1 protein-coding gene is annotated in these 258 nt (G+C 34.5%); it reads left to right on the top strand.

Annotation, left to right across the window (positions count from 1 at the left end; genetic code table 11):
* Window positions 1–231: TraB/GumN family protein (locus AAEZ18_RS19165; protein WP_352256011.1), on the top strand; the 231-nt coding region annotated here is incomplete at its 5' end.
* Window positions 232–258: the final 27 nt, after the last annotated feature.

Here is a 258-nt window from a genome sequence, read left to right on the forward strand (position 1 = left end):
CAGCAAAATGATCCGAATAGCTACAAACAAATCATTACAGATAGAAATAATGATTGGTTACCAAAAGTAGAAGCCATGTTTAACAACGACAAAAATGAGTTTGTACTTGTTGGAGTTGCCCATCTTGCAGGACAAGATAGTTTACTTACCTTACTTGAAAACAAGGGCTATAAAGTTTCTTTAGTTGATATTGATAGCACGGCAGATATAACAGTAAGAGGGGCTGAATAATGGATAAAACAGACAAACTAGCTATAT

The organism is Pseudoalteromonas sp. 19-MNA-CIBAN-0066 (genome assembly GCF_040308705.1).
GTDB classification, from domain to species: Bacteria; Pseudomonadota; Gammaproteobacteria; order Enterobacterales; family Alteromonadaceae; genus Pseudoalteromonas; species Pseudoalteromonas nigrifaciens.